The sequence below is a fragment of the Citrobacter sp. VF227 genome (genome assembly GCF_052950715.1).
Genome location: NZ_JBRFVF010000004.1, coordinates 122068 through 143396 on the forward strand (window position 1 = coordinate 122068; position 21329 = coordinate 143396).

General features: G+C 51.4%; 19 protein-coding genes and 1 tRNA gene. 3 read left to right on the forward strand and 17 right to left on the reverse strand.

Translation table 11 applies throughout. From position 1 onward, the window contains the following. The first annotated feature begins 262 nt into the window (after positions 1–262). The gene (locus ACU8YC_RS15115; RefSeq protein ID WP_446895500.1) at positions 263–1111 is read left to right on the forward strand and encodes a LysR substrate-binding domain-containing protein; all 849 of its coding nucleotides are present in this window, start codon (positions 263–265) and stop codon (positions 1109–1111) included. Between the two features lie 40 nt (positions 1112–1151). On the opposite strand, the gene ACU8YC_RS15120 is transcribed toward ACU8YC_RS15115, so the two are convergent. The 6 genes from ACU8YC_RS15120 to pgaA all read right to left on the reverse strand — a co-directional run bounded on the left by ACU8YC_RS15120 (position 1152) and on the right by pgaA (position 8076). Beyond that, positions 1152–1424: a GNAT family N-acetyltransferase gene (locus ACU8YC_RS15120; protein ID WP_016154302.1), complete on the reverse strand. Its 273-nt coding sequence runs from the start codon at positions 1422–1424 to the stop codon at positions 1152–1154. 11 nt (positions 1425–1435) lie between these two features. Next, positions 1436–1666, reverse strand: a complete 231-nt coding sequence (gene yjdI, locus ACU8YC_RS15125) for a 4Fe-4S mono-cluster protein YjdI (protein WP_187253160.1) — start codon at positions 1664–1666, stop codon at positions 1436–1438. An 82-nt stretch (positions 1667–1748) separates the two neighbouring features. After that, positions 1749–2255 carry a poly-beta-1,6-N-acetyl-D-glucosamine biosynthesis protein PgaD gene (pgaD, locus tag ACU8YC_RS15130; RefSeq protein ID WP_151224294.1) on the reverse strand — a complete coding sequence of 169 codons (507 nt, stop codon included), beginning with the start codon at positions 2253–2255 and terminating at the stop codon, positions 1749–1751. After that, on the reverse strand, positions 2252–3586 hold the full coding sequence (pgaC, locus tag ACU8YC_RS15135) for a poly-beta-1,6-N-acetyl-D-glucosamine synthase (protein ID WP_151218307.1): 1335 nt from the start codon (positions 3584–3586) through the stop codon (positions 2252–2254). Before pgaC ends, pgaD begins: the two co-directional genes overlap by 4 nt. After that, positions 3583–5604, reverse strand: coding sequence for a poly-beta-1,6-N-acetyl-D-glucosamine N-deacetylase PgaB (gene pgaB, locus ACU8YC_RS15140; RefSeq protein ID WP_446895501.1), 2022 nt, complete (start codon positions 5602–5604; stop codon positions 3583–3585). Before pgaB ends, pgaC begins: the two co-directional genes overlap by 4 nt. A 9-nt stretch (positions 5605–5613) precedes the next feature. Further along, on the reverse strand, positions 5614–8076 hold the full coding sequence (pgaA, locus tag ACU8YC_RS15145; protein ID WP_446895502.1) for a poly-beta-1,6 N-acetyl-D-glucosamine export porin PgaA: 2463 nt from the start codon (positions 8074–8076) through the stop codon (positions 5614–5616). 828 nt (positions 8077–8904) lie between these two features. Between pgaA and ACU8YC_RS15150 the strand changes: the two genes are divergently transcribed. Next, the gene (locus ACU8YC_RS15150; RefSeq protein WP_446895503.1) at positions 8905–9423 is read left to right on the forward strand and encodes an N-acetyltransferase family protein; all 519 of its coding nucleotides are present in this window, start codon (positions 8905–8907) and stop codon (positions 9421–9423) included. Between the two features lie 163 nt (positions 9424–9586). On the opposite strand, the gene ACU8YC_RS15155 is transcribed toward ACU8YC_RS15150, so the two are convergent. From ACU8YC_RS15155 to actS, 8 genes are all read right to left on the reverse strand, one after another. Beyond that, the gene (locus ACU8YC_RS15155) at positions 9587–10303 is read right to left on the reverse strand and encodes a YebC/PmpR family DNA-binding transcriptional regulator (protein WP_446895504.1); all 717 of its coding nucleotides are present in this window, start codon (positions 10301–10303) and stop codon (positions 9587–9589) included. A 392-nt stretch (positions 10304–10695) separates the two neighbouring features. Continuing rightward, the gene (gene arsC / locus ACU8YC_RS15160; protein WP_446895505.1) at positions 10696–11121 is read right to left on the reverse strand and encodes a glutaredoxin-dependent arsenate reductase; all 426 of its coding nucleotides are present in this window, start codon (positions 11119–11121) and stop codon (positions 10696–10698) included. A gap of 12 nt (positions 11122–11133) precedes the next feature. Beyond that, complete coding sequence (gene arsB, locus ACU8YC_RS15165) at positions 11134–12423, reverse strand: arsenite efflux transporter membrane subunit ArsB (RefSeq protein WP_446895506.1); 1290 nt, start codon at positions 12421–12423, stop codon at positions 11134–11136. Positions 12424–12470: 47 nt separating this feature from the next. Then, on the reverse strand, positions 12471–14222 hold the full coding sequence (gene arsA, locus ACU8YC_RS15170) for an arsenite efflux transporter ATPase subunit ArsA (protein ID WP_446895507.1): 1752 nt from the start codon (positions 14220–14222) through the stop codon (positions 12471–12473). Between the two features lie 17 nt (positions 14223–14239). Further along, positions 14240–14602 carry an arsenite efflux transporter metallochaperone ArsD gene (gene arsD, locus ACU8YC_RS15175; protein WP_414438272.1) on the reverse strand — a complete coding sequence of 121 codons (363 nt, stop codon included), beginning with the start codon at positions 14600–14602 and terminating at the stop codon, positions 14240–14242. Between the two features lie 47 nt (positions 14603–14649). Then, positions 14650–15000, reverse strand: coding sequence for an As(III)-sensing metalloregulatory transcriptional repressor ArsR (arsR, locus tag ACU8YC_RS15180; RefSeq protein WP_151218314.1), 351 nt, complete (start codon positions 14998–15000; stop codon positions 14650–14652). Positions 15001–15150: 150 nt separating this feature from the next. Then, positions 15151–15224, reverse strand: a tRNA-Gly gene (locus ACU8YC_RS15185). Positions 15225–15303: 79 nt separating this feature from the next. Beyond that, positions 15304–16077 carry an amidase activator ActS gene (gene actS, locus ACU8YC_RS15190; RefSeq protein WP_446895508.1) on the reverse strand — a complete coding sequence of 258 codons (774 nt, stop codon included), beginning with the start codon at positions 16075–16077 and terminating at the stop codon, positions 15304–15306. A gap of 166 nt (positions 16078–16243) precedes the next feature. Here actS and idi point away from each other — a divergent pair, with 166 nt between their 5' ends. Then, on the forward strand, positions 16244–16792 hold the full coding sequence (gene idi / locus ACU8YC_RS15195; RefSeq protein WP_151224302.1) for an isopentenyl-diphosphate Delta-isomerase: 549 nt from the start codon (positions 16244–16246) through the stop codon (positions 16790–16792). A gap of 85 nt (positions 16793–16877) precedes the next feature. On the opposite strand, the gene lysS is transcribed toward idi, so the two are convergent. The 3 genes from lysS to recJ all read right to left on the reverse strand — a co-directional run bounded on the left by lysS (position 16878) and on the right by recJ (position 21328). Further along, complete coding sequence (lysS, locus tag ACU8YC_RS15200) at positions 16878–18395, reverse strand: lysine--tRNA ligase (protein ID WP_005123357.1); 1518 nt, start codon at positions 18393–18395, stop codon at positions 16878–16880. A gap of 9 nt (positions 18396–18404) precedes the next feature. After that, positions 18405–19503, reverse strand: a protein-coding gene (gene prfB, locus ACU8YC_RS15205) for a peptide chain release factor 2 (protein ID WP_096878465.1) whose coding sequence is annotated in 2 segments (ribosomal slippage) — positions 18405–19427 and positions 19429–19503 — 1098 coding nt in all. Because the reading frame shifts where the segments join, the coding sequence is not laid out codon by codon here. A gap of 91 nt (positions 19504–19594) precedes the next feature. Continuing rightward, positions 19595–21328, reverse strand: coding sequence for a single-stranded-DNA-specific exonuclease RecJ (gene recJ / locus ACU8YC_RS15210; RefSeq protein ID WP_187258963.1), 1734 nt, complete (start codon positions 21326–21328; stop codon positions 19595–19597). Position 21329: the final 1 nt, after the last annotated feature.

Genomic DNA, 21329 nt, shown 5'->3' on the forward strand with positions numbered 1-21329 from the left:
AATGAGAGTAAAACGTGCTGTAGTGCAATCTTTCCCTTATGGCTGACGTTCTTTTACGCGCTAATCAGTCATCCAGGTTAAAAAGCGGCATGCTGCGCAGATAGCGGCCTACAACTAAAGGACAGAAGTGTGATTGCCTTCAAATCAAATGTAAAACTGGTGTTAAATTCTGTTCAAAACTGATTGCTCTGTATAAGGATTACAAATACATTCAACAATCATCGTATGGGGGCGGTAGCCTTGAGGCTTGGGAGGAGAGAGGATGAATTCAATTTTTACCGAGGAGAACCTGCTGGCGTTCACCATGGCGGCGCGCTACAGCAGTTTCAGCAAGGCCGCTGAGGAGCTGGGTTTAACCACCTCCGCCATTAGCTACACCATCAAGCGAATGGAGACAGGGCTGGACGTGGTACTGTTTACCCGCAGTACTCGCAGCATTGATACCATCGCCCAGGGCATCGAGGCTCGGGTGCGCATCTGCATTAACCAGTTGCTCTACACCCCGCAGCATACCGCACGGCTGCTGCAGGTACTTAAGAAACAGTTTCCAACCTGCCAGATAACCGTCACCACCGAGGTGTATAACGGCGTCTGGGATTCGATCATCAACAACCTCGCCAACATCGCCATCGGTGCGCCCGATACGTTACTGGACGGCGGAGGGATTGATTACACCGAGATCGGCGCAATCCGTTGGTCGTTTGCGATCGCACCGGATCATCCGCTGGCCTTTATGCCTGAACCCATCTCTGAGAGCCAGCTGCGCCTGTACCCGAACATCATGGTGGAAGACACCGCGCACACCATTAACAAAAAGGTCGGCTGGCTGTTACACGGACAGGAGTCGATCCTGGTTCCCGATTTTAATACCAAATGCCAGTGCCAGATTCTGGGTGAGGGTATCGGTTTTCTGCCGGACTATATGGTGCGCGAGGCGATGGAAAAGTCGTTGCTGGTCACGCGGCAGATCCACAACCCGCGTCAGGACTCACGGATGCTGCTGGCGACCCAGCATTCGGCAACCGGTCGAGTGACTCAGTGGATTAAAAAGGAATTTGGCCCAAGCGGAGTGCTGACGGGAATTTATCAGGATTTGCTACATCGGGAGTGATGCGCCGGATGGGGGATGCGTTCCGGCGCTCGTGTGATAATCAAGCGCGAATATCGTCGTACTCGCGGGTCTTATCAAACTCATGTTTGGCAAACGGACACAGCGGAATCACTTTGCGGTTTTCAGCGCGCATTTTCTCCACCACTTTCGCCACCAGCAGTTTGCCGACACCCTGACCTTTAAGGCTGGGATCGACATCGGTATGCTCAATGATGCTCAAATGCTCACCTGTCGGCACAAAGACAATCTCGGCGACCTGATTGCCCTCAGCATCATTCACATAAAACTTATTGTGGCCTACAAGAATCTCCATGGTTCCCTCACTTATTTCTGGCGATATTTCAGCGCACCGCTCGGGCAGGTATCGATGACCTTAATCACCGTCGCGACATCCACTTCATCCGGGATGATCCACGGTTTACGCTTCAGGTTAAAAAGCTTTGCGCTTCCCCGCACGCAGTTTCCCGAATGCTGACATATCGTCGTATTGAAGTAGACGTCAATCTTCTCGCCGGTATAGGCCCGATAACCTGCATCCAGTAGTTCTTTATCCACGACATTGCCTCACATTTTTTTATTGTCTGGGTCTAATAATAGACCGATGCGAGGCTGAAGGAGGCCGCTGAAAGCAGAAATATCACTCAGATCTTTTCTGCAACGACGGCTCCCGCTCTGGCGGCAAATACTCCAGCATCGCAGGCGTCGGCGGCGGCAGACGGTTATCGGCGATATCCCTGTCCACATCGATATGACTGATCTCACCACTTTCATAATGGTGAACCGTCAGCACTCTCGCCTTGTTCAGTTCTGTCACTAGCTCACGGGTAATGCGTAAACTTTCCGCCAGTTCATGGTCTTCCAGTCCTGGTCTACGGCTGCGGCGTTCCACCCGGAAGCGAAACTGGTTGTACTTCGCCCAGCCAATCAGCACCAGGCCATTCACCAGAGCAACAAGGATATAAAACGTCACCGTATCCAGCGTGGTGAAAAAGGGTCGTACGCCCATATAGGGCGAGTGCGTCAGCGCCGTGATCAGCCCTTTATAAATCAGGTAAATAAACCCAATCCAGGCAACCAGCGTCAACAGCACGTCGATCGCCCTTGGCAGAAAACGCTGTTCGGTAAAGATCAGTGGCTGATTCATGACTCGATCCTCCCAATGCCACGGTCAGGACTCACCCAGCGCGCCCTGCCGCGTTTGCGTTTGAGCATCACTTTCGGAAACGCCACCAGCGTGGTGAAAAGACTTAGCATCCAGTACACCACCGGGAACCAGATAATCCAGAACAACGAGGCGCCAATGCCTTTTTCATAGCGTCGTTCGATGATCAGACTTACCGCAAACTGTATTAAGCAGACCACGCCAAGGATAAGTCCGGTAAAGGCTGGCGGGAACAGATGCTGCACGTACAGTGAGTCCGGCATCGGGATCATCAACCCTAGCAGGAACAGCACGATACTGATCGCGTAAGCGAACGACCACGCGGTAGAAAAACAGAACTCGAAAAACAACGGCCACATGCGACGAAACTCCCACGACCACAGGCGGCGCATGTTCACGATAAATACCTCCGCGCCGCCTTGCGCCCAACGCAGACGCTGCTTCCATAGTCCTTTTAACGTTTCAGGCATCAGGATCCAGCACAGTGCGCGTGGCTCAAAGAATATCGACCAGTGGCGCAATTGCAGCTTCCAACTGATGTCGATATCTTCGGTGATCATGTCCGGGCTCCAGTAACCGACCTCCGCCAGCGCGCGGCGACGAAACGCCGCCACCACGCCGGAAACGGTAAAGATCTGCCCATAGACTCGCTGCGTACGTTTAATCAAGCCGATAATGGAAGAGAACTCACCGACCTGCACACGGCCAATTAACGTGGAGCGGGTACGAATACGTGGATTCCCGGTCACCGCACCGACGCGCGGGAACTGGATTAGCGGAGCCACAATATAGGCGACGGCATCGCGATCCAGTAATGCATCACCGTCAATACAAACCAGGTAATCACTACGCGCCGCTGCCGCACCGGTCTTCAACGCCAGCGCTTTACCCTGGTTTTCAGCCAGATGAATCACGCGCAGGCTTGGATATTCCACGGCCAGCTGTTCCAGAACCTCGTATGTATCGTCCGTCGAACCATCGTTGATGGCAATCACTTCAATATTTTTATATCGCTGCGCCATCGCAGCACCAATGGTTTCACGCGCATTGATCCCTTCGTTAAAACAGGGGATTAGAATGGAAACCAGCGGATTCCCTTCCAGGGTCGGTGGCGGTGTATTATCTCCCCATTTCCAGTGACGCTCACGGTAAAACCAGAAATAGGCTCCGCCGCTTATCCACAGTGCAGACATGAACAAGGGCCAGAAGAAGACGAAGTTCAACATCATTTCACCTGTAAAAATGACAGCCACGCCAAACGGCAGGCTGAACATCAGGCAAAGTATCAGGAAAGCAATTATGCGATCGGTCATTTTTGCGGGTACCAGTATGAGGAGAACGTCGAGCGAATCTCTGACATCTCAGGTTTGTCGCTGATGAAATCATCCGGGTAATAGCCGTAGTTACCTGCACCGCTTAATTTCAGCTGGCGCATCCATTCGGCGATCTGTTTTCCGCTGATTTCTGCCTCGTCCCCGGATTTACGCCAGTCTCGTGCCTGCAGTTCAAACACGGTTTTGTCCAGCGCGCCGGGCGTTTGTGCAACGGCATTCACTAATCCGTCGAGCCAGGCGTTGGCATCATTGGCCGGGATTTGCTCCATATATGGCATCGCCATGGGTGCCGTCCAGTCATAGGTATTGAGGAAATCATTCAGGTTCTGCGCAAACCAGGCCTCACTCTCCGGCTCCAGTACCGGCATCGCGTAAATATTGCGCGCAGTTTGCACCTGCGGACCGCGAATATTACGCACCGACTGGGTCAGTTGTTTGGTGAAGTCGATCAGCATCTTACTTTTCAGGCGCGTCCAGCGCTCAAAGGTCTGAGGGTTGCTACGGATTTGCTCAATACTTCCCGGAAGCCCTGCGGCGCGGTAGGCGGCTAACGCCTCCGGTGACGCGTCTTCAAAGTCCGTCAGGAAAGCATCATCGTGGAACAAGATTCCTTTGAAGCTTGCGTGTTTCGCCAGGTCTTCATAGATTTCAGTGATGCGCTGACGCGCTTCGCCGCTCCAGGGTGAAAGGCGGACATAGTTCTCGCGATTGATAGCAGTACGTCCCGTTTTCGGATCCCATGCGGTTACACGTGGAATAGAAGCGTCGAGATCGAAAGCCAGAACCGGCATCCAGGCATATACCGTCACCCCTGCCCGCGTTTGTAATTGCCAGGAAATATAGTTAAACAGGTCGGCGCGCATCGGCAGCCAGCGGTTAGGGAAATAAAGCTCGCGAATATTCCCGTCACCTTTAGGGTCGGCATACGCCTGCAGGAAAACGTGAGAAATGCGCATGTCATAAACGCGCTGGATCAGCTTATCGATGTTGCGCTTCTGCTGGGCCGGGTCTTTGTCATACACGTAATCCAGATCCACATGCATCACACGCATCGTCTGCGGTTCACGCACCTGAGCGACCTGACTTGCAAAGCGCTTTAGAGAGGGATTATCAGAGATCAGCACGCGCGGGATGTCATCAAGAAACGCGGCATTCGCCAACCCTTCGTTGAGCGTGAAGGCCATCTTGTAGCCATGTTCTTTGGTCAGATTTAAGGTTGTGCCACTGGCCGCACCATAAGGCCACACCCACGCGCGCGGCGATTTCCCTGTCACCGATTTAATCTTATTGGTGATCAGTGAAATATCGGTATTAATGCGCCGCGTATACTGCTCATCCGTTTCGTAAGTTCCTGTTTTCTTATCGTAAAGATGATTCGCCACCGCCGGTTCTTTACTCCCCTGCGGGTTGGCATCACCACCGAAATGCGACGCCCAGGTATGCGCACCAATTTCTACCAGCGGCGATTTGCCCATCTCTTCGACCATCTTCCAGGTGGCGAATTTATCGCGCGCGGTCATTAAGCCGCCAAAATCGACTTTTTTATTGGCTGGCGCATCGACCCAACTGCCTACCGGCGCCCAGAGTGCAGGCCAGTTGTAGGCTTTCAGCAGCGGCCAGACTCGGGTATAAAAACTGCTGTATCCGTCATCAAAGGTGAGCAGTACAGCCTTTTCCGGCAGTACGATTTTACCGTCATGGGCGTCCAGGATTTGCTGCACGCTGATCGGGTTATAGCCATTATCACGCAGCCAGGCCATTTGGTCGCTCAATGCGCTGGTGCGCACAGAAAGATAGCGCTGATCCGCTGCGCCATCTTCAACATCGTGATAACCCAGTACCAGGAAGCTATTTTTTGGCCACGGATGATCAGCCGTCAGCGGCGTTCTCTCTGCGGGAGGAACATAACGAGGCGTTGTATTGTGCGCACTACTGCACGCGGTAATCATCAACCAGCCAGCGATTAATGCGCTAAGCCACAGGCATCTTTTCAGCATGAACAATCCTTAAAACCTGACATTTAAATCGAAAGCGAGGGAGATATTCCGCTCACGTTTACCGTCGTAGGGGCGTTTATCCCAAATCAGCATCACCCCGCCATCTACGACGTTGTTCCATTTGAGTCGTTGTCCGTATCCCACCTGAACAATAGCGCCTGCGTCCTGGCCTTGCTGCCAATAGCCGCCCACGCCAGCCAGGCCTTGCTGCGTCCACACTGTGTCATAGTGGCGGTAAAGAACCTGCTCAGCGCTCAGACCGGGTACCACGGAAAAATCACTCTTCGGGTTGTAATACGGCACATTTTCTTTGGTGTTGGTGCTCCCGCCGATGCCCGGAGTAAAGTCCAGCGTGAAGCGCGGCGTCGTCCAGATGCGCTCTTTTCCGCTGAGTCCGTATTCGATACGATCGTTACCGTCCGAGAAATGTGAGGCGGCAAACGACAGTTGATATTCACGTCGTTCGTTTTGATACCAGCGGACAAACATATCTCCGCCGTTGGCATACACGCCGCTACGCAGCGCACGCAGTGGCGTATTACGCGATAAGCGCTCGGCCGAACCGCCTACGCGCCAGTTGTCATTGAAGTCATGCCAGCCGGAAAGACGGCCACCAATCTTCTGACCATCGCCATAATTTCGGCCAGACACTTCCATTTCCGCCCAGTAATCACGGGAAGTCCATTCTGCGCCAGCCGCCAGATCGCGGCTGATTCCCTTCCCTTCTTCAAATTCACCGGTAGCAAAGTTGAATCCGGTAAACAGTCGCCAGTTGTCGTTAATTGGCGGGCTGTAAATAGCCGTATTGATGTTGAAATCATTCTTACCGCTGACTGGGCTATCGGACGAAATCCCCTGCGTGCCGCTAATGCGCACTTCCGACATTTTGTGAACATCACGAATACGCGCGAGGCGCAGAGTCGCTTCATCATCCGGGCTACGGGCGATAACGTCATCCGTTAGTTCATCGGCCTGCTTCCACTCCTGGAGATCCAATGCCACGTAAGCCTGTTGACGCTCCAGCTCAAGGTTGCTTGGCTCGATCACTTCCGCCAGCTTCAGCTCTTTCTCTGCCGCATGCGGCAAGCCACGTGCTTCAAGAACAGAGGCATAGGATATGCGCAGCCCCTGGTTACCAGAGCCGGTTCGCGCCAGATGCTCTGAGAGCTTTTCTGCCTCTGGTAGTTCATTAGCAGCGATATGGTATTGCGTCAGCAGCGACTGCCCGAGCAGCCAGTTATCGTTCGGCTGCGGCGTTGGCGAACCATAGATGCGTCGCAGGTACGGACTCTCTTTGATTAAGTTTTCGACCTGTTTTTTAGCAGCATCAAAGTTTTCGTTATCAATATGGGCGTAGAACAGATCCTGCTGATCCTCAGGACCGAGCGGCGTCACAGGAATCGGTCCATTGGGGTAGTAGATGCTCATCAGCATCGCTTCGGTTTTTTCCGGCTGGCGTTCACTTAACCATGCCGATGCTACCCAGCGTTTAGCATAGTTTGGCACTTCGCCGCTCGCAGACAGTGATTCGTATTCCTTAATCACTTCAGAAGTTCGTTTACGTACCAGAAGGGCGCCCATGCGGTCAATTCTCGCCCGACGAACATCATTCTGTGCGGACGGTTCATCCTTCCAGGCCGTCAGCAACTGGTCATAACGGGCCAGCGCTTTGTCCGCCACGATGAATCGTTCTTCTTCATTACGTGCGGAGGTATAGGAAGAACGCACCATTTCGGCGGCCGCATCGAGCTCAAGGCGACGCTTTACAGGATCCGCCGTGGGTACGACTTCCGCCATATTTAAAGCGGGTCCGGAAACGCGGTTTGCTGACAGCGCAGACAGCAGCGTAGATTGCGCATTTTTGTTGCCCGGCTCAACGTCATCCGCCTGGCTGGCAACCAACAGCGCGTCCCAGTTTTTCCCCTGAGAGTGATATACATAGGCAAGTAGCGCGTCGGAATCAGCCCCCGGATGCGCCTGCGCCCATTTGTTCGCTTCAGTAAGCGCTTGCTGATTGTAGCGAGCATCCGCTAACGTCATTATCCAGCCGGTACGTACATCAACGTTGTCAGGCTCTTCCTGTAAAACGCTATTCCACACCGCTAACGAATCATTCCAGTTCTTCAGATTACGATACGCGCGCGCGGCAGCAACTTTCCCTCGTGCAGGCACATCCATCTGCCCACGATACTGCAGCCAGATTTCAATGGTGGTTTTATCGTTGTTATCAACCCAACCGGAAACCTGCAGCCAGTCGGCAACCTGATTTGGCGTTAGCGCGCTTTTCTTTCCCTGATCCTCAAGATAATGCAATAACGGTGCACTATTACCTCCCCGAGCTTTAATAACCAAATCGTCATAATCAGATACCGCTGCGGAGATTTGCATCGGGAAAAGTACGCTTGCCGTAAATAAACAGCTAACAGACTTTAAACGTTTAATAAAATTGGCATGTCGACGCATACTTAACATATCTGCCCTTATATCTTACATCATAGTAAAAATAAGCGTTTTCAATAAGTTACGGTCATTCACTGACAGTTGTCGACCATGTAAGATGCACTGCCGCTTATTTCGTAATAGGGTTATGAAGCAATTAATTCTTTCGTCTTATTGACTATCCACACCCCATCCTCTAATCCTTGGAAAGGAGGTATAAACCCAGGGATTTTATCATTCAGTGCCTGTTGTTTCTACGCAACAAGAATACTCTTGGGCAAAAAAAGTATTTTAGGTCAAATTATCCTAATCCACCTGGTATTGAATACTGGATTTAGATTAAGTTTGCGAAACGAAGCCTTGTGACGATGATAACTATTGCTGGTTAGCATAGCTACACTGCGCAACTGTTTGCACGGTAACTATTATGTGCGGATAGAGAAAATTCTGATAATAATGACTCCGATAACAGTAAAGACAACAATGTAGACAATATAACTTAATTTTAAGTAGCAGACATAGTCAATGAAATGAAAATACAGGTACAGTCACTTGCAGGACTAAGTACAGTAAAAATGCAATGAAATCAAATAACTTCTTAACTCATGATTGAAACCTACCATAATTAGTATTTTGATATCCGGCAGAATACGCGCGCGAAGAGTTGTACATGGTTTTGATCGTTATTGTATTTACCAACCTTGCGTATTATTGACAGCATCAACCGCAATCGATTTTTATTCCCTACAATCTATAAGTCTATTTACATTGAAAAAGCAAATAGAAGCATAATTTTTTGCACTTACCCTCTCCTCCTGACTTTCAGGTAATCTGGATAAAGATGCCAATGGGAGCTGGTCAATGAAAATCGTTAACGCAGAAGAAAAGCATATCCCCGCCATACGCGATATTTACGCCCATCATGTTATTCACGGTACAGGCAGCTTTGAAACAGACCCACCGGATTTGCGCGAAATGCAGGCACGCCTGGAAAAAATCCGCAGCCTGGGGTTGCCGTGGGTGCTCGCGCTACAAGAAGAAAAGGTCATCGGGTATTGCTATCTCACCCGCTACCGTGAGCGTTATGCCTACCGCTATACCCTCGAAGATTCGATTTACATTGACCCGACAGCACAGCGCCAGGGGGCAGGAAAAGCGTTGCTAAGCCATGTCATTGATTGGGCCGAAACGCAGGGTTACCGGCAGTTGATTGCCATCGTCGGTGATAGCAATAATCAGGGTTCGCTGAAGGTCAATCAGCAGGCTGGATTCACGGAAATCGGCACGCTGAAGAACATTGGCTTCAAACATGGACGCTGGCTCGACACGGTTTTACTTCAACGCAGCCTGGGTGAAGGTATCCACCAACCTGGCGGATAGCGAGCCTGACGGAAGAATGATAGCAGTTGATTATTCTGGTGATACTACGCCGGGAATCAGCTTGCTTAAAGCCGTACAGGTGTATCTGGATGGCTATACCTTTTTATAACAAATATTGAGATTAAAAGAGTCTGCCATAATGGCAGACTCTTTTAATTTAAAATTAGAGATTTGCAACGTTATGATATACTTTTTGGACATCATCGTCATCTTCAAGGGCATCAACAAGTCCTGCAAAGATTTCTAAATCTTCTGGTGAAAGCTCAATTTCTGATTGAGCAATCATTTCTAATTCTGTTGTAGAGAATTCGGTAATGCCAGCTGCTTTTAGTGCTGCAATTCCTTTGTGAAGATCTGTAGACTCAGTATAAATAACGATATTTCCTTCTTCTTTGGTTACATCGCGCACTTCAACTTCAGCTTCAAGCAAAATTTCAAAAATACGGTCAGGGTCTGTTCCTTCAAAAACAATCACGCCAGTATTGTCGAACATATAGCTGACAGAACCTGCCGCGCCGATATTCCCACCTTTTTTATTGAAAATGTTGCGAACATTAGCAATGGTACGGTTAACATTGGAAGTCAGCGTTTCAGCAATAATCATTGAGCCATTGGGTCCAAAGCCTTCATAACGCCCTTGCACAAACGTTTCATCGCTGCCGCCTTTAGCTTTATCAATGGCTTTATCAATTACGTGCTTTGGAACCTGGGCTTGTTTCGCACGTTCAATAACGAATTTTAAAGCTGAGTTTGATTCTGGGTCTGGTTCACCTTGTTTAGCAGCAGCATAGATTTCTACACCGAATTTTGCATATACGTTAGACGTTGCACCGTCTTTAGCGGTTTTTTTTGCAACAATGTTGGCCCATTTACGTCCCACTGGAATAATCCCCTCGAAAATTTATTTACATTACTGACAAGTTATTAACCTGTATGTTTTCCCGCCATATTATACCATGGTGTTGAAATCTTCGTCCATGAGAAATAAAAACATTAAAAACTTACGAGATGTTACTTTAATTTTAACAATAGTAATTGTTGTTGGAAGGTTGATGATCAAAGTGCTAAATACAGATAAAAATCATAATAGACTTTTACGCAAGTTTTCTCTAAAAATATAATTTACCACTATTAAGGTATAGAACGTTGAAAAACAAAATAAATGCTACCCAGACCATTCAAATCATCTGAACATCACCAGAATATAATTTCTATCATAGTAGAAATTTGCTCTGATTTACGCTTAAAACCAGAGCATTTATTATCCTATTGCTATCGCACTCGTTTACCTGCTTCATCAACGACTTTCTCGCCATCTTCCTTAGCGAAAGCCCCTTTCTGGGCTTCTGGAAGGATATCCAGAACAACTTCAGAAGGACGGCACAGTTTCGTTCCCAGCGGTGTCACCACGATGGGACGGTTAATCAAGATCGGATGCTGCAGCATAAAGTCAATTAACTGGTCGTCAGTGAAGTTATCTTCGGCAAGACCAAGTTGTTCATAAGGCTCAACATTTTTACGCAGCAGTGCCCGTACCGAGATCGCCATATCTGCAATAAGTTTGACCAGCTCATCGCGCGATGGTGGAGTCTCAAGGTAATAAATAACGGTTGGTTCAGTACCGCTATTGCGGATCATCTCCAATGTATTACGCGACGTACCGCAGTCCGGGTTGTGATAAATGGTGATGTTGTTCATTTCAGGATCTCATTACAAAGTGAAAGAGAGACGTATCGCCAGCGCGGCCAGCGTTACAAACAGCACAGGCAGAGTCATGATGATCCCGGTGCGGAAATAGTATCCCCAGGTGATGGTCATGTTCTTCTGTGAAAGTACATGTAGCCAGAGCAGCGTTGCCAGGCTACCAATAGGTGTAATTTTCGGGCCCAGATCGCAGCCAATCACGTTGGCGTAGACCATCGCCTCTTTGATAACACCGGTTGCAGTGCTGCCATCAATAGAGAGCGCACCAACCAGCACGGTAGGCATGTTGTTCATGATGGAAGACAGGAAAGCCGTCAGAAAGCCAGTACCCAACGTCGCAGCCCAGAGACCTTTATCCGCCAGTACGTTCAGTACAGAAGAGAGGTATTCCGTTAGCCCGGCGTTGCGCAGGCCATAGACCACCAGATACATCCCCAGCGAGAAGATAACAATCTGCCAGGGCGCACCACGTAACACTTTACCGGTGTTAATGGCATGGCCTCGCTTCGCCACCGCAAACAGGATCACAGCCCCAACCGCCGCAATCGCGCTAACGGGAATACCCAGCGGCTCGAGGACGAAAAAACCAACCAGCAGAAGAATCAACACTATCCAGCCGGTTCTGAAGGTTGCCAGATCTTTAATCGCTTTTGCCGGTGCTTTCAGGAGTGCCAGGTCGTAAGTCGGTGGAATATCTTTGCGGAAGAACAGATGCAGCATCACTAACGTGGCGATAATAGCGGCAATATCCACCGGCACCATTACCGACGCATACTCAGTGAAGCCCAGCCCAAAGAAGTCTGCAGAAACGATGTTAACCAGGTTGGACACGATAAGCGGCAGACTGGCCGTATCGGCAATAAACCCGGCGGCCATGACAAATGCCAGTGTCGTGCCTTTGCTGAACCCTAATGCCAGTAGCATGGCGATGACTATCGGCGTCAGAATAAGTGCCGCGCCATCATTGGCAAACAGTGCCGCCACCGCAGCACCGAGCAGAACGATATACGTAAAGAGCAAACGTCCACGACCATTACCCCAACGAGAAACGTGCAGCGCAGCCCATTCGAAAAAGCCGGATTCATCGAGCAGCAGGCTGATAATAATCACAGCTATAAACGTTGCCGTCGCGTTCCAGACGATATTCCACACCACCGGAATATCGCCCACATTCACAACGCCAGATATCAGAGCCAGTCCCGCGCCTAGCATTGCACTCCAGCCTATCCCTAATCCCTTCGGTTGCCAGATAACCAAAACAATGGTCAGGACAAAAATAGCGCCTGCCAGTAACATAAACCCTCCTGACAGGGCGACTTTGCCGCCCTGTATATGCAAAAAAATTAACTCATCAACTCTCTGAGCTTTTCAATACCAGCGGGCTCTGACGCCAGCACAGGAACAAGCGCTATACGGTCAGCGTGCTGATTCTTAACAGCCTCAATCTGAGGCTGTTCCTGCCGGGCGCGCTGGCAAAGCAACGGAGAAAGCGTATCCGCAATGGAAAGACTGTTATTGATAATCCAGCCCCACGGATGAATCCCCGCTCTTTCAAGGTCAGCCTGCAGGTTTGCCGCCTCCAGCACTGGTGTGGTTTCAGGGAGCGTAACCAGCAGAACTTTGGTTCTATCCGGATCCTGAAGCTGCATCATTGGGGTAGTAAAATGACCTTTATTCCCCATTTTTTTGGCAATCTCTCGGTGGTAAGCCCCGGTCGCATCCAGCAACAAAAGCGTGTGTCCCGTAGGGGCGGTATCCATAACAACAAACCGCTTACTCGCTTCACGAATCACGCGGGAAAAGGCCTGAAACACGGCAATTTCTTCAGTACAGGGAGAGCGTAAATCTTCTTCGAGCAGCCGTTTCCCTGCTTCGTCCAGATCTTTTCCCTTCGTCTCAAGGACATGTTGGCGATAGCGTTCGGTTTCATCATGTGGATTGATTCTACTGACCTGAAGATTTTTGAGGCTACCGTTCAGCGTTGTACTCAGGTGCGCAGCAGGATCAGAGGTCGTGAGATGCACGTCAAACCCCATGTCTGCCAGCCTGACGGCGATAGCCGCAGCCATCGTGGTTTTCCCTACACCACCTTTGCCCATCAGCATAATCAGGCCGTGTTCACTGCGAGCGATATCATCGACCAGGCCAGAGAGCGATAGGTTTTCAGACGTGTACTGGACGTTCGTTGAAGGATACGGTAATACCTCAGAACGGGTATCCAGCAGTCCCTTCAATGCAGCCACTCCAACCATATTGACTGCCTGGAGCAATAGGGTATCTGTCGGTAGCCCGGATAAACCGGCAGGAAGATTTGCCAGTGCTTCCTGCTCCCGTTGCCATATCGCAGCGGCCAGGGCGTCATGTTCAGCTTCTGCTTTGGGCAGCACACCATTAATTACCAGGTACTGGTTTTTCAGGCCAATCGCAGCCAGTTCTTCATGGGTGCGGGCGACTTCCTGCAGCGTAGATTTTTGCAGTCGTGCAACCAGAACCAGACGGGTACGTTCAGGATCGGATAACGCCTCTACCGCATGAGCATACTGCTCTCGCTGCTTTTCCAACCCGGCCATTGGGCCAAGGCAGGAAGCTCCGTCCGGGTTACTTTCGATGAAGCTGCTCCAGGCTCCGGGAAGCTGGAGCAGACGAATCGTGTGGCCCGTCGGCGCGGTATCAAAAATGATGTGATCGAAGCGGGTCAGCAGGGAAGCGTCTGTCAATAAGCCAGTGAACTCATCGAACGCCGCAATCTCAGTGGTACAGGCCCCCGAAAGCTGTTCGCTGATGCTGTTAACAACGTCATCAGGCAGAAGACCTTTGATAGGATCAACGATTCTGGCGCGGTATTGCTGGGCGGCTTCCTGCGGATCAATCTCCAGTGCGGAAAGTCCAGGAACTGCTGTCACAGGGCGAATGGTGTTACCGATAGCCAGGTCGAATACCTGGCCGACATTGGAGGCCGGATCGGTACTGACCAGCAAAACCCGCTTACCCTGTTCGGCAAGGCGGACAGCCGTCGCGCAGGAAATGGACGTTTTTCCTACGCCTCCCTTGCCGGTAAAGAACAGGTAAGGCGGGATGTTCTGTAAGAATTTCATATGTCCCCCTGACATATTCAGCAACAGGAAGTATTACCACCACAACAGCTGGTGGGAGCTAACCCTACCTTCTCCAGCGGAATACCGAACCAGCGAGCCAGCTCAGCGCGTTTTGGGTATCGCCCAGCCATCACCGTTTCACCGTCTAACAGCAGTAACGGAAGCCCTTCTGCCCCAGATGCTTCGAGGAATGCTTTCGCTTTCTCATTCTGAACAAAGTTCATGGGCTGCTGCGCCAGGTTGTAACGTTCAACCTGTACACCACGTCCTTTCAGCCACTGCACATCAGCAGAAAAATCAACCAGAACCTGATCGACATCTGAGCCACATACGCCGGTACTGCAGCACATTGCCGGGTCAAACACCGTTAACGTTTTCATTTTGAATACCTCACATTTGAAAAATCATATATGTTCAGGCAAATTTTTTAGATGCAAACAGCCTTACCGCTACCAGAGCAGTTTGCCGATGCCAGCTTACGGGCGATGGCCTGTACGTCGTCCTGTTGGCTTAACCAGGCTTGCTCAATTACCTGAGCGGCCCAGGAAGGAATATGCGGAGATAAGCGGTAGTGAACCCACTTGCCCTGTTTGCGATCCAGCAATAGACCACTTTCCCGTAGCATTGCCAGGTGGCGGGAAATCTTGGGCTGTGACTGATCCAGCGCCGTGCAGAGATCGCACACGCACAGCTCTCCCATCTCCCTGAGCAATAATACGATGCCCAGCCGGGTTTCATCAGACAGATTCTTGAAAAGTTGTAAGGAAGTAAACGACATTATTCCCCCTGCTCGTTTGCGGATCAGAATACGCCAGTGGGGAACAAAATCAATATCACATGCGTAAAAACATATATGTAGTGAAATAAAAAAGGTTGCTATTGATTTCTGAATACAGGAGAAATGATAGAACTTTAGAACAGCTGAGATTGGAGCGGGCGAAGGGAATCGAACCCTCGTATAGAGCTTGGGAAGCTCTCGTTCTACCATTGAACTACGCCCGCTTTGAAGTGCGTAAGGGATTATAAACCTTACGCTCTTCCTGGCAAGGGGCTGACCGTCTGACTGGCGATTAATTCACCGTTAGCATTTTGGTTTACTGCCCTGCGGCGGTAAATAACGCAGCGGATCGATCGCTGTTGCCCGATAGCGGATCTGGAAATGCAGCCGCACTGTCGTCGCATCCGAGCTGCCCATTGTCGCTATCTTTTGCCCGGCCTTCACGTTTTGGCCGTTGTTCACCAGCATGGTGTCATTATGCGCATACGCAGTGATGTAGTCCTCACTGTGCTTAATCATAATGAGATTACCGTAGCCCCGCAGTTGATTCCCGACATAAACTACCTTCCCGGCTCCTGCTGCATAAATCGGCGTACCGCGCGCAGCGGAGATATCAATACCTTTATTACCGCCGTCCGCGGTTGAATAAGGCAGAATCACTTTACCGCTGGCAGGCCACAACCAGCAGCGTTGCCCCACTGGCGGCCAGGATGACTGCGGCACAGATGAAGATGGTCTGACCGCCGCCGTTTTGGTCGAGGATTTCTTGGTTGTTTTGCCAGAGCTTGAACTGGTTTTCGCACCGCCGCTGACCTTCAGCTTTTGCCCCACTTCAATCGTATAGGGCGGTGGAATGTTATTCAGGCGGGCGATCTCTTTCACGCTGGTACCGGTGGCGCGCGAAATACGGTATAGCGTATCTCCCCGCTTCACGGTATATAGGGAGCCGGAATAACTTCCTGTATCAGACGACTTGCTACCGGAACAGCCTACTAACAGCAGACCTACACACAGCAGACCTACACACAGCAGCATCACGATACTTAAGCTATTTTTCTTCAGGCGTCCTGCACTCAAAACAATACCTCGCAACATTTCCAGACGCTTTATCATAGCAGCCAGAAACCGGATGCCAAATCATATCGCGCAACGAAGCGTCAACCCTTGCATTTCACACCCTCAGTTAATCAATATGCCTTAATTAAGCATATAATATGGGTGCTTAAGATTGAGGGTGGACGCAATGCGACAGGAACATGTCATTTTATTGAACGAGCAGGACCAACCCTGTGGAACGCTGGAAAAGTATACGGCGCATACCGCCGCAACCCTCCTGCACTCCGCTTTCTCATGCTGGATATTTAACGAGCAAGGTCAACTGCTGGTCACCCGCCGGTCGCTGCACAAAAAAGCCTGGCCAGGCGTCTGGACCAATTCGGTTTGCGGACACCCACAGCTGGGTGAAACTACCGAAGCGGCTATTGTCCGCCGCGCTCGCTTCGAGCTGGGTGCCGATATTAGCGATCTTACACCCGTCTATCCTGATTTCCGATATTGCGCGACGGACCCGAGTGGAATAGTGGAAAATGAAGTCTGCCCGGTTTACACCGCGCACATCGTCAGTCAGTTACAGCCGAACGCGGATGAAGTGATGGATTACCAATGGAGCAATCTTGAGGATGTTTTAAGCGGGATTGACGCGACGCCATGGGCCTTTAGCCCGTGGATGGTAATGCAGGTTGCAAATAATAAGGCGCGAGAATTGCTGCGCAAGTTTGCCAACGGGAATTGATTGCCGGATGGCGCTACGCTTACCTGGCCTACGTAACGGATCGTAGGCCGGATAATGCATCAGCCGCCATTCGGCATTTCACATCTTACTTAACCGGACGCATCGCCGGGAACAGGATCACATCGCGAATGGTGTGGCTGTTGGTGAACAGCATAACCATACGGTCGATACCAATACCCAGGCCCGCAGTCGGCGGCAGACCGTGTTCCAGAGCGGTAACGTAGTCTTCGTCGTAGAACATCGCTTCGTCATCACCCGCATCTTTAGCGTTAACCTGATCCTGGAAACGCTGCGCTTGATCTTCTGCATCGTTCAGCTCGCTGAAGCCGTTACCGATTTCACGTCCGCCGATAAAGAATTCGAAGCGATCGGTGATTTCCGGATTTTCGTCATTACGACGCGCCAGTGGAGAAACTTCTGCCGGGTACTCGGTAATGAAGGTCGGCTGAATCAGGTGCGCTTCCGCAACTTCTTCAAAAATCTCGGTCACGATACGGCCCAGACCCCAGCTCTTCTCAACTTTGATGCCGATAGATTCAGCAATCGCTTTTGCAGAATCGAAGTTATCCAGATCGGCCATATTGGTTTCCGGACGGTATTTCTGAATCGCTTCGCGCATGGTCAGTTTTTCGAACGGCTTACCGAAGTCGAAGACTTCTTCGCCGTAAGGCACTTCCGTCGTTCCCAGAACGTTCTGCGCCAACGTACGGAACAGAGATTCGGTGAGTTCGATGAGATCTTTGTAGTCCGCATAAGCCATGTAGAGTTCCATCATGGTGAACTCAGGGTTATGGCGAACAGAGATGCCTTCGTTACGGAAGTTACGGTTAATTTCGAATACGCGTTCGAAGCCACCAACCACCAGACGCTTGAGGTACAGTTCCGGCGCGATACGCAGGTACATGTCCAGATCCAGCGCGTTATGATGGGTGATAAACGGACGCGCCGCCGCACCGCCAGGGATTACCTGCATCATTGGGGTTTCGACTTCCATAAAGCCGCGACCAACCATGAACTGACGGATGCCAGCCATAATCTGTGAACGCACTTTAAAGGTATTGCGGGATTCATCGTTAGAGATGAGATCCAGGTAGCGTTGACGATAGCGCGCTTCCTGATCCTGCAGACCGTGGAATTTGTCCGGCAGCGGGCGCAACGCTTTGGTCAGCAGACGCAGCTCGGTGCAGTGGATAGACAGCTCACCGGTCTTGGTCTTGAACAACTTACCTTTCGCGCCGAGGATATCGCCCAGATCCCATTTTTTGAACTGCTCGTTGTAAACGCCTTCCGGCAGATCGTCGCGAGCAACGTACAGCTGAATGCGGCCGCCAACGTCCTGCAACGTAACGAATGATGCTTTACCCATAATACGACGGGTCATCATACGACCAGCAACGGAGACCTCAATATTCAGCGCTTCCAGCTCTTCATTTTCTTTCGCATCGAAGTCAGCATGCAGTTGGTCTGAGGTATGATCGCGACGGAAGTCGTTCGGGAACGGGATCCCCTGCTCACGCAGGCTCGCCAGCTTCTCACGGCGCGTTTTCAGTTCATTGTTAAGGTCGGCTACCGCGTCAGCGCCCTGTACGTGTTGTTCAGACATGTTGGTTCCTCATAACCCTGCTTTCAAACTTGCTTCGATAAATTGATCCAGGCTGCCATCCAGCACCGCCTGCGTGTTGCGGGTTTCAACCCCGGTACGCAGATCTTTGATGCGGGAGTCATCAAGGACATAAGAACGAATCTGGCTACCCCAGCCGATATCTGACTTGGTGTCTTCCATCGCCTGTTTCTCGGCATTCTTCTTCTGCATTTCCAGTTCATAAAGCTTCGCTTTCATCTGCTTCATGGCCTGGTCTTTGTTCTTGTGCTGGGAACGGTCGTTCTGACACTGCGTCACAATCCCGGTCGGGATGTGGGTAATACGCACCGCAGATTCTGTACGGTTAACGTGCTGACCGCCCGCACCAGAGGCGCGATAAACGTCGATACGCAGATCCGCCGGGTTGATATCGATATCAATATCATCGTCAACTTCCGGGTAGACAAACGCCGAACTGAACGACGTATGGCGACGGCCACCTGAATCGAACGGGCTTTTACGTACCAGGCGGTGTACGCCGGTTTCAGTACGCAGCCAACCGTAAGCATACTCGCCAGCAATTCTGATGGTCACGGATTTAATACCCGCGACTTCACCTTCAGACTCTTCAATAATTTCGGTCTTAAAGCCGCGCGCTTCAGCCCAACGCAGATACATTCGCATCAGCATGCTTGCCCAGTCCTGCGCTTCCGTACCGCCGGAGCCAGCCTGGATATCGAGATAGCAATCTGCGCTGTCATATTCACCGGAGAACATACGACGGAATTCCAGCTGGGCCAGCTTATCTTCCAGGGTATCGAGTTCTGCTACGGCTTCGTTAAAGGTTTCTTCGTCATCGGCTTCTACAGCCAGCTCCAGCAGGCCGGAGACATCTTCCAGGCCCTGGCTCATCTGATCGAGCGTATCAACGATGGCCTCAAGGGAGGAACGCTCTTTACCCAGCGCCTGGGCACGTTCGGGTTCGTTCCACACGTCCGGCTGTTCCAGCTCGGCGTTTACTTCTTCCAGACGCTCTTTCTTGGCATCATAGTCAAAGATACCCCCTAAGAACGTCAGAGCGCTCCGTGAGGTCCTGAATGCGGTTATTTACCGGATTAATTTCAAACATTGTCTGATTTCTTTTATTGGACTAGTCAAAATGCGGTTATAAGAGCGGGATTGTAACTAATCCACGCCCTTTTTTATAGCGATTAGTGACGCTAAAGTGGCCAGATATTGTCGATTATAATCTGCAAGCTGCGGTTGCCACGAAACTCGTTAATATCCAGTTTGTAGGCAAGCTGAACTTCGCGAACACCGTTGTCGGGCCAGCAGGTGGTATCAACATTAAATGCAATACCGTCCAGCAGTGGGCCGCCGCCAACAGGCTCAACCATTACCTTCAGATGACGCTCACCGACCAGGCGTTGCTGAAGCAGCCGGAAATGCCCGTCAAACAGCGGTTCTGGGAACATTTGCCCCCACGGTCCGGCATCACGCAGCATTTGCGCGACCTCCATGGTCATCTCCGCTGCGCTCAGAGCACCATCTGATACCACTTCACCCTGTAGTAAGGCGGGATCCAGCCACTCGGTTACCAGTTCGCCGAAACGCTGCTGGAAACGCTCAAACTGCGCCTCTTCCAGCGACAAACCTGCTGCCATAGCGTGGCCGCCAAACTTGAGGATCATGCCAGGATAAAGGGTGTCCAGGCGCTCCAGCGCATCGCGCATGTGTAGCCCCTGAATCGAGCGTCCGGAGCCTTTGAGCGTACCGTCGCCGGCAGGCGCAAACGCAATCACCGGACGGTGGAAGCGCTCCTTAATGCGTGATGCCAGAATCCCCACCACGCCCTGATGCCACTCAGGGTGGTACATTGCCAGACCGCCCGGTAGCGTATCACTACTGCGTTCCAGCTTTTCACACAGAGTCAGCGCTTCCGTCTGCATCCCCTGCTCGATCTCTTTGCGTGTTTGGTTGAGCGCGTCCAGCTCATTGGCCAGCACGCGCGCTTCACCAATGTTGTCGCACAGTAGCAGCGCCACACCAACGGACATGTCGTCCAGACGCCCCGCCGCATTCAGCCGTGGCCCGAGGGCAAAACCTAAATCGCTGGCAGCCAGTTTGAGTGGGTCGCGATTGGAAATCTCCAGCAGCGCTTTAATACCCGGACGGCACTTTCCGGCACGAATACGGCTTAAGCCCTGCCACGTCAGAATGCGATTATTGGCATCCAACGGAACCACGTCGGCCACCGTGCCAAGCGCAACCAGATCGAGCAAATCCGCCAGATTCGGCGGTGCAATGCCGCGTTCATCAAACCAGCCTTTGTCACGCAAAAAGGTGCGCAGCGCCAGCATCAGGTAGAAGGCAACACCAACGCCCGCCAGCGATTTCGACGGGAATTCACAGTCGGGCAGGTTAGGGTTGATAATAGCCTCTGCGCCCGGCAGCGTGTCTCCGGGCAGATGGTGATCGGTCACCACGACCGGGATCTTCAACGTTCTGGCATGTTCAACGCCCGCGTGGGACGAAATGCCATTGTCGACAGTAACAATCAGCTGAGCGCCCCGTGCATGGGCCTGATCCACCACTTCCGGGCTTAAACCATAGCCGTCTTCAAAACGATTCGGCACCAGATAGTCAACGTTGCTGCAGCCCAACGCACGCATCGCCAGGATGCTCAGCGCCGTGCTGGTCGCGCCATCGGCGTCAAAATCGCCGACCACGATGATTCGAGTTCCTTCGCGAAAGGCGTTATAGAGGATCTCAACTGCTTTTTCGACGCCATTTAAATGCTGCCACGGCAACATGCCTTTCACGCTACGCTCAAGCTCCTGCGTGCTGCGCACGCCCCGACTGGCGTACAAACGACGTAGCAGTGGCGGCAGGTCGGCAGGTAGCTCGGCGGTCTCGTCGGCTTTACGCCGACGAAGTTGTATCTGTTGTTTCACG

What these genes read in the sequence shown, in the direction of transcription:
- ACU8YC_RS15115 (WP_446895500.1), top strand. Translation starts at nt 263, where the DNA reads ATGAATTCAATTTTTACCGAGGAGAACCTGCTGGCGTTCACCATGGCG.
- ACU8YC_RS15120 (WP_016154302.1), bottom strand. Translation starts at nt 1,424, where the DNA reads ATGGAGATTCTTGTAGGCCACAATAAGTTTTATGTGAATGATGCTGAG.
- pgaD (WP_151224294.1), bottom strand. Translation starts at nt 2,255, where the DNA reads ATGAATCAGCCACTGATCTTTACCGAACAGCGTTTTCTGCCAAGGGCG.
- pgaC (WP_151218307.1), bottom strand. Translation starts at nt 3,586, where the DNA reads ATGACCGATCGCATAATTGCTTTCCTGATACTTTGCCTGATGTTCAGC.
- pgaB (WP_446895501.1), bottom strand. Translation starts at nt 5,604, where the DNA reads ATGCTGAAAAGATGCCTGTGGCTTAGCGCATTAATCGCTGGCTGGTTG.
- pgaA (WP_446895502.1), bottom strand. Translation starts at nt 8,076, where the DNA reads ATGTTAAGTATGCGTCGACATGCCAATTTTATTAAACGTTTAAAGTCT.
- ACU8YC_RS15150 (WP_446895503.1), top strand. Translation starts at nt 8,905, where the DNA reads ATGAAAATCGTTAACGCAGAAGAAAAGCATATCCCCGCCATACGCGAT.
- arsC (WP_446895505.1), bottom strand. Translation starts at nt 11,121, where the DNA reads ATGAACAACATCACCATTTATCACAACCCGGACTGCGGTACGTCGCGT.
- arsB (WP_446895506.1), bottom strand. Translation starts at nt 12,423, where the DNA reads ATGTTACTGGCAGGCGCTATTTTTGTCCTGACCATTGTTTTGGTTATC.
- arsA (WP_446895507.1), bottom strand. Translation starts at nt 14,222, where the DNA reads ATGAAATTCTTACAGAACATCCCGCCTTACCTGTTCTTTACCGGCAAG.
- arsD (WP_414438272.1), bottom strand. Translation starts at nt 14,602, where the DNA reads ATGAAAACGTTAACGGTGTTTGACCCGGCAATGTGCTGCAGTACCGGC.
- arsR (WP_151218314.1), bottom strand. Translation starts at nt 15,000, where the DNA reads ATGTCGTTTACTTCCTTACAACTTTTCAAGAATCTGTCTGATGAAACC.
- idi (WP_151224302.1), top strand. Translation starts at nt 16,244, where the DNA reads ATGCGACAGGAACATGTCATTTTATTGAACGAGCAGGACCAACCCTGT.
- lysS (WP_005123357.1), bottom strand. Translation starts at nt 18,395, where the DNA reads ATGTCTGAACAACACGTACAGGGCGCTGACGCGGTAGCCGACCTTAAC.